The sequence below is a fragment of the Aquiflexum lacus genome (assembly GCF_015476655.1).
GTDB lineage: Bacteria > Bacteroidota > Bacteroidia > Cytophagales > Cyclobacteriaceae > Aquiflexum > Aquiflexum lacus.
In genome coordinates this window covers 130,753-138,537 of record NZ_JABFHF010000016.1, presented here as the reverse complement: position 1 = coordinate 138,537, position 7,785 = coordinate 130,753, and the positions used below count along the sequence as shown (strand labels likewise).

General features: G+C 36.8%; 7 protein-coding genes. 1 reads left to right on the top strand and 6 read right to left on the bottom strand.

The features are described from left to right. Nucleotides 1-386 precede the first annotated feature (386 nt). The 5 genes from HMJ38_RS15240 to rpmH are packed head-to-tail and all read right to left on the bottom strand — an operon-like array spanning nucleotide 387 to nucleotide 3,844. Entirely contained in the window at nucleotides 387-893 is a 507-nt protein-coding gene (locus tag HMJ38_RS15240) for a DUF2480 family protein (protein ID WP_194975278.1), read from the bottom strand. Beyond that, nucleotides 890-1,579: a tRNA (adenosine(37)-N6)-threonylcarbamoyltransferase complex dimerization subunit type 1 TsaB gene (gene tsaB, locus HMJ38_RS15235; protein WP_194975277.1), complete on the bottom strand. Its 690-nt coding sequence runs from the start codon at nucleotides 1,577-1,579 to the stop codon at nucleotides 890-892. Before tsaB ends, HMJ38_RS15240 begins: the two co-directional genes overlap by 4 nt. Further along, nucleotides 1,579-3,252 carry a S41 family peptidase gene (locus HMJ38_RS15230; protein WP_194975276.1) on the bottom strand — a complete coding sequence of 558 codons (1,674 nt, stop codon included), beginning with the start codon at nucleotides 3,250-3,252 and terminating at the stop codon, nucleotides 1,579-1,581. Before HMJ38_RS15230 ends, tsaB begins: the two co-directional genes overlap by 1 nt. A gap of 20 nt (nucleotides 3,253-3,272) precedes the next feature. Then, nucleotides 3,273-3,638 (bottom strand): ribonuclease P protein component, encoded by a 366-nt coding sequence (rnpA, locus tag HMJ38_RS15225; protein ID WP_194975275.1) that lies wholly within the window; start codon nucleotides 3,636-3,638, stop codon nucleotides 3,273-3,275. A 47-nt stretch (nucleotides 3,639-3,685) separates the two neighbouring features. Continuing rightward, on the bottom strand, nucleotides 3,686-3,844 hold the full coding sequence (gene rpmH / locus HMJ38_RS15220; protein ID WP_194975274.1) for a 50S ribosomal protein L34: 159 nt from the start codon (nucleotides 3,842-3,844) through the stop codon (nucleotides 3,686-3,688). A gap of 140 nt (nucleotides 3,845-3,984) precedes the next feature. Here rpmH and HMJ38_RS15215 point away from each other — a divergent pair, with 140 nt between their 5' ends. Next, nucleotides 3,985-5,661 carry a M61 family metallopeptidase gene (locus HMJ38_RS15215; RefSeq protein WP_194975273.1) on the top strand — a complete coding sequence of 559 codons (1,677 nt, stop codon included), beginning with the start codon at nucleotides 3,985-3,987 and terminating at the stop codon, nucleotides 5,659-5,661. Between the two features lie 73 nt (nucleotides 5,662-5,734). Here HMJ38_RS15215 and HMJ38_RS15210 read toward each other — a convergent pair whose 3' ends face one another. Next, nucleotides 5,735-7,777: a M16 family metallopeptidase gene (locus HMJ38_RS15210; protein ID WP_194975272.1), complete on the bottom strand. Its 2,043-nt coding sequence runs from the start codon at nucleotides 7,775-7,777 to the stop codon at nucleotides 5,735-5,737. Nucleotides 7,778-7,785: the final 8 nt, after the last annotated feature.

Sequence of the window (7,785 nt, the reverse complement as noted above, 5' to 3'; positions counted from 1 at the left end):
ACTCTCCATTGTATAGTTTGTTGTGCCTTCATTTAAGAAGGCTTGTTTCCTGCCCATCTTGTTTAAGACACTTTTCGTGTCTGTATTGTCGTTTCGTTTCTAGTATTTCAAAGAACATTTCCCCTTTATTAAGAGGCTTGTTTGAGACCTTATCCTCAAAAGCGAGTGCAAATATCGGAAATAAAATTAAAACTGCAAGTAAGGCTTGAAAATTACTTACACTTTATTCTTTTGGACTCTCCAATATTTTTTTCAATTATGATCATTTGTGTCCTTCTAACTCAAATGGGATTGCAAACTTATCGGACTTTATCAACATTACCAAATAGGTAATTCAAAAAATCTCTACCTTGACAGGTAAATATCTGTATGTAAGAAGTATATTTTTATTTGGATGCTTTGAACAGGGGTACAGTACTGCATGGTTCACCATACATGACTGATTTAGCATAAGGCTGAACAAGGGACAATATCCTACCATAAGCAAACAATGGAACCGGCTGCTTACTACATCCTTTGATGACCACTGGCTTTCCTGAGAATACTGTAGGATCAATAAAGGATAAGGATTTTTCAAATAAAAACTGTTCAAGTGCCTGAAGATCCCCAATGATGTATTCTATTTCCAAATTGGAAAGGTAAGTACCCACCAACATAAATGCCCAATTAGGTACTATAGCATCAGCGGAACAGTGAACAGCTACCAATTTATCTTTGTAGATATCCCAATCTAATTCTTTTAAAGCTCCACGGAAATCTTTCTCTCTTAGAACCAACCCTTCATACAAGAATTCTCTCAAATCAAAAACAACCCTTTCCTCGGTCCTGTAAAACTCTTCCAAATCAATGGTGACAATGGGGCTATTGGCTACCCTATTTATTATTTCTTTCATATGATTAAAGGGTTCTTTTTTGAAGCAATAACCCTGAACTCTTTTAAGTAGTTCGGTTCAAAATACGCAAGATCCTCAAATTCCTTTCTTTGGTATTTTACAAATGCTAATCCTCCCATTGATTTTGAGGAATTCAAAACATTGGGAAATAAAGCATTTTGGTGATCAAGAATTCCTCTTAATTTTTCAACACCATCTCCAATGAAATAGACTTTTCCAGTGTTTAAGTATTTTAAAAATGGATTTTCTTCCACTATCAAGGGTTGCGAAGCTTCAATAATTTCACCACCAGATGACACAATGGACATGTATATCTCCATTCTTCTTGCATCCAACATCGGTACGATGACATCTCCAATACTGCAAAATGGAATAACCTGATGGGCCAAGGCATTCAATGTATCTAGGCCAATTAGTGGGATATTATGCGCATAAGCAAGGCCCTTGGCGATAGAAACACCAATTCTCAATCCAGTGTAGGATCCCGGGCCTGAAGAAACAGCTACGGCGTCGAGGCCCTTTGTATTTAATCCGAGCTTGTCAAACAAACTCTCAATAAGGATCATCAGTTTTTTGGCGTGGACATTTTCTTGGTTCAGTTCCATCAAACCCAGAAACTCTCCATTTTGGTGAAGTGCCACCGAACAAACCGATGTTGCAGATTCTATTGAAAGAATAAGCGCCATTAATTTTGGCTTTTCTTCACAGATGCGGTGAGAATCCTAGAAACCTCTGTAGCGTTTGAAAGAATTTCCAAAGCAGATTTGATTTCTGCATCATTTACCAATGAAGACTCAATTACCCCTTCTTGATAAAAATATCTTGACACAATCTCCTCTCTCATGGCCTCCTTAATTTCATCCTTGAAAGTGATCAAATCCTGCTCCTTGTTATGACTCACCTTTTTCTTAAGATCTTCAATAGTCATTTTGATATCCTCAAAAAACTTTTCTTTTTCAGCATATTTCTCCAGATCGTTCAGAGTCTTCTCCACGTAAGTAGTATAATCATAATCTTTCCCATCCAACCAACTGACGAATTCACTATATAAATCGTCCGTAATCTGAAAATCTCTGGGATTGCCTATATCATTATTTTCAATAAAAAACTTATTTCCAAAATCAAAAACCAGACTTCTGGCCACAAGGCTGTAAGTAATCGGAGCATAATTTTTAGAAGCAACTTCTTTGTCGGGTTCTATTCCTGCACCGTCAAGCACAATTCTTCCATTCTTCGTGGTGAACTCATTTCTTAAACTATCAGGGATCGAATTTGAATTACCATTTTCATCCCTTTTACTGTAGTCAATCGCTTGAATACACCTACCGCTAGGTATGTAGTATTTTGCTGTGGTCACTTTAATTTGGGAATTGTATGAAAGGGGAATAGTTGTCTGAACGAGCCCCTTTCCAAATGTTTTTCTTCCAATCAAAACTGCCCTATCGTAATCCTGAAGTGCACCTGCTACAATCTCTGCTGCTGAAGCGCTCCTTTCATTGATTAACACGACCAAGGGTATATCCTTATCCAAAGGTGATTTGGTGGTTTTATATACCATATTTACACTTTCCAGCTTCCCAATCGTACTTACCACCTCTTTACCTTTTGGAATGAAAAGATTGACAATTTCAACGGCCTCTTTCAAAATTCCCCCAGGATTGTCTCTCACATCTAGAACTAAGCTTGTTATACCTTGGGATTTCAAATCTACCAACGCATTCCTAACATCCGCGGCGGCATTGGTCGTAAAGTCAGACAGCTTGATATACCCGGTATGATCATCAATCTTACCGTAGTAAGGGACATTACTGATCACTATTTTTTTTCTGGTCAAATCCACGGAAAGCGTATCTTCTCCTCTTTTAACTTGAACAAATACTTTGGTATTGGCTGGCCCTTTTAATAACCGCGAAATATCAGAAGTGAGTTTATCAGTAACATCAACGGTATCAACTTTAAGTAATTGATCTCCGATTCTTAGTCCTCCGGCTTGGGCAGGGAAGCCTCTATAAGGCATCAGTATCATATTGACCCCAGTACGATTTCCTATCAAGGCTCCAACTCCGGCATACTCACCTGTGGTCAAAAGCCTGAAATCATCAGAATTTTCTTCAGGGATATATTCGGTGTAGGGATCAAGTTCCTCGAGCATGGCATTGATACCAATGGTAACCAACTCTTCTGCATCAATTTCATCTACATAATAAGAATCAAGTTCCCTTACCAGTGAAGCGAAAATGTCAAGGTTTTTTGCTATTGCAAACAGTTTGTCATTTTTGGTGACGAACGAAAAAAGCATCCCGATCGAAAACAAGATGGCAAACGTCAATAAAATCGGTTTTTTAATATTATGCTTCATGAATGGGTATTTCTTATTTGTTAAGATTCGTTAATTGTTGCTAGAATTCTCCTTAGCTTGTTTTGGATGAATTGAAATGTAGCAATTTCGGATGATACGTAAATTAAGCCTATGATTTTTTTTTTATCGGAAAGGGGAGAAAGAATCTGCTTATTGAGTCTATAGGCCTCTTTTATCCTCCTTTTAATAAGATTCCTATGTACAGCTTTATTTACCTTCTTCTTTGAAACGGAAAAAAGCACCTGATTGGTTTCCGAATCCTCAAAATTGGATTCCAACAACATAACTTTGAACGGATATAAAAAAAAAGAGGAACCTTTATCAAAAAGTTCCTTGATCAACTTTTGAGAATGTAATCTCTCATTCTTCGTAAGTCTTTTATTCATTGCATTTCTGTTGACGTATGTAAAAATACGAAAATTAATGCTTGAAATTATTTCTTCAATGTTTTCTCAGAAGAAACAGTAAGTTTATGTCTTCCTTTTGCTCTTCTAGACTTCAATACCCTTCTTCCATTGGCAGAGGACATTCTAAGTCTGAAACCATGCTTATTTCTTCTTTTTCTACGAGAAGGCTGAAATGTTCTTTTCATGACGCTATCTTTTAAATATTTTTTGCTTTCTTAATTCAATTCCGAGAGGGTATTCCCATAAAGGACTGCAAAGATAGATAGCTTTTTTTTATTTACAAACCTGTCAATTACTTTTGTTTTAAATCAAAATCCTAAGGTAAATGATTTATTCCATTTCCAGAAAATCCATCCCATCACAATTTATTGAGATTCATCTTTCATTAGAATGTTTTGAAAATGAATTCGTTCAGCTTCAATTGCCCTCATGGAGACCCGGAAGATATGAATTAACTAATTATGCGCAGTTTCTAAAAAGCTTTGCAATCAAGTTTGAGGGGAAGATAATTTTGTTGAATAAAACCTCGAAAGACCTTTGGCAATTCAGTGCTGAAAAAAATGGAAAGTATTCTGTTCATTATGAATTTTATTGTAATAGAATGGATGCAGGCGGATGTTGGTCCGATGAACAGCAGTTATACCTGAATTTCAGCAACTTTATTTTTGATATCAAAAATAGGTCAAATGAGGAGATCGAAATAGAAATCGATCTTCCCGATTCGTATCAGGTTGCCAGCTCACTTTCTGAAAATGGATATCTAAATTGGAAGGCAAGTGATTTTCAAGAACTAGTGGACAGCCCATTGATTGCAAGTAAAAATCTGGAACATCTCATCTACCAGATTAATGGTTCAACTTTTCATATCTGGCTGAATGGTGAAATATTTTTTGATAAAGAAACCTTAGTGTCAGCCTTCCAATCATTCACAAAATCCCAAATTGAAGCTTTTGGAGATTTCCCGGCAACAGATTATCATTTCATGATTGAACTTTTGCCCTATAAACATTTTCATGGTGTTGAACATGCGTTTTCGACCGTAATAACTTTTGGACCAGCCGAAAGCCTGGCCGAAAAAAAGCAAATGGACGAATTGATAGGAGTCTGTTCACACGAATTATATCACTTTTGGAATGTCTGTCGAATCCGACCAAAATCCATACTCCCTTATGACCTTTCTAAAGAGGTCTATCTTGACTCAGGCTTAATCATGGAAGGAGTCACTACATATATGGGTGATTTATATCTATTGAAATGCGGCTATTTCCAACTGAAAGAGTATTTGGAAATACTTCAAAAAGACATTCAAAAAGATTCCGACAGCTTTGGATGGAAAAATCAATCAATCATGGAATCAAGTTTTGATTTATGGCTTGATGGTTACAAAGCCGGGATTCCAAATAAAAAAGTGAGTATCTATACCCACGGCGCTTTGATTTCACTGTGCTTGGATTTGATGCTAATTGATGAAAACTCATCATTACAGGAAGTGATGAATGAAATGTGGCAAAGATTTGGCAAAAATCAAATAGGGTATTCTTTTGAGAATTTTGAATCTATAGTATTCGGAAAATTCAATCAGCTGGCTGAAGTCCATGATTTTTTCAATAAATATGTATATGGGAAAGAGAATCTGCTTGAGTTCCTCAAAAAACAATTTGAAAGTGTTGGGATTTCTATTTCAGAGTCTTTTGAAAATAACCCGCTTTTGCATCAATGGGGAATTAGGACAGAAAAAAATGGAAATGTTACCCAGATACATTCAACAGGACGGGCATATCATCACTTAATGATAGGCGATAAAATTACTGAAATCGACGGAGAAGAGTTTTCTTTAAATCCTAAAGTCAAAAATTCAAGATTGTCCATTTCAGCAGAGAGACATTTTAAAAAAATTGGAATTAATATCCCATTTGAGGACATCAATGTCTTTCCAACATTCCATTTAGACTGTTTGGAATCAAATCCTAAAACACTTAAATGGATGAAAACCCAAACTTAAGCTTGGATGAAACAACATCCAAATGAATAAAAAAAGGCTCCCTGATATTTGGGAGCCTCTTTTATATCAAATTCTATTTCAAATCTTCTTCAGAAACAGAAGCATTAAATTCCAATTTTTCAACCTTAGCTTCCAAGGGAACAGGTATCATTGGAGATTTTAGTGTGGACATCATTGGATATTGGATGCCTTCGACATCCTGATATTCCGAATAGAATATTTCGCCGGCATCCGTACTTTCACTTTTGATTTTCAAACCTGAATCCACAGCGTAGTAGTTTATTTGTTTGGCTCCGGTAGGATTGGAAACGATGACTTTGTAAGCATTTTGACCTTCGATATCATTGATGCCTTCCAATGTAATGCTATAACCTAGCTCCTCGTAATGCAATTCAGGGAAAATAAACATATTCATCTTTGCAGCTTCAAATTGCTCATCAGTAAGTTCCTGAGTTTGACCGCCTGCGGTAACTGTGGCCTTTCCATTCATTATCAGCGTATGAATAGCAACATTGCCCATGGCCATTATTTTGTTGGAAAAAGCCTGCACATTTTCATCATATACATAATTGATATTCAATTTTACACCTGGAATTTCGGCAACAGATTCCATTTTTGATGATTTGATGGTCCTGACTTTTTCTGCACCGCCAATAGCCTTAATATAGTCCTCTATCACCTGATCAGCAGTGATTTCAGAATCCATCGCAATTTGACGTTCAGGGTCACCTGCATTGGTAAATCTTTTTACCTCTCCAAACGCCATAAGGCCATCCTGAATTTCCGAACCGTTGCCCACAATGGTGATGTACATATTGTCAGGTTTCAAAAGTTTTTTAGCAGATGCATTAACCTGATCGACTGTCAAATCATTCAATCTCTGAAGATAAGTACTATAATAATCTGCAGGCAAATCATACCTTTCCATGTTTATGGCGAAGTTTGCTATCGTTGAAGGACTTTCTAATGAACGACCAAAAGAACCACTTAAAGCAGATTTTGCTCCTTTCAATTCATCCTCTTTGACGCCGTTTTCCTTCAGGTTTCTGATTTCATAAATAATCTCATTTATGGCTGAATCCGTTGCAGAGCCCCGTATACTTGACCCGGCATAGAATCTTGCAATCAAATCATCAGAACCAAAATTTGCAGAGGCACCATAGGTCCAACCTTTATCTTCTCTTAAATTTTGAAGAAGTCGTCCGGCAAATCCTCCTCCTAGAACATATCCCAAGATTCGGCTTTGGAGATAATCCTCAGAGGTCAGAAAGTTATCGAGTGGATAAGTCACCTCAATTACGGATTGTTGAGAAGCAGATCTGTCTACTAATGCAACTATATTTTTTTCAGGAGCCTGAGGCTTTTCAAAAGATTGAGAAGGAACCTCAGCCCTTTCCCATCTTGCAAAATTCTTCTCAACCAAATCTTTAGCCGTAGAAAGGTCCATATCACCTACAATCGCCAGATAAGCGATATTTGGTTTGAAATAAGTCTCATAATAAGATCTTATATCCTCAACCGTAACATTATCTACTGTTCCTTCTGTCTCTACTTCTCCATACGGATGATTATCCCCATAAACTAATTTGGATGTCAATATGGACGAAATCGAATTAGGATCATTTTTAGCAATGGCTAGACCTGATTTGGTTTGGGTTTTAAGTTTAACCAATTCCTCTTCAGGGAAACTAGGATTGTACAACACATCAGCCATCAATTCCATTACTTTTTCTTGATGTTTGGTTAAAGTAGATCCTGATAGAGAGGTAGAACTTCCTGAAATTTGCGCACCGATAAAATCCACTTCTTCATTAAACTCATCTTTGGACCTGTTCTTGGTTCCCGCTGTCATCATATTTCCTACGAAGCCAAGCATTCCGGACTTTTCTCCCTCCAAAATTGGATCTCTGTCCAAAATCAAAGTATAAGTAACTCTAGGAAGCTTCTTGTTTTGGATTAAAAAGACTTTTAATCCATTGTCCAAAGTAAAGGATTCTGCTTCGCCAAATCTAATTTCCGGAGCAGGGCCTGGTTCTGGCAATTTGGACCGGTCTACTTGAGCAATTGCTGTTGATACCAAGAAGAATATAAATATGTTTGATATTATCTTTTTCATTTGATTCT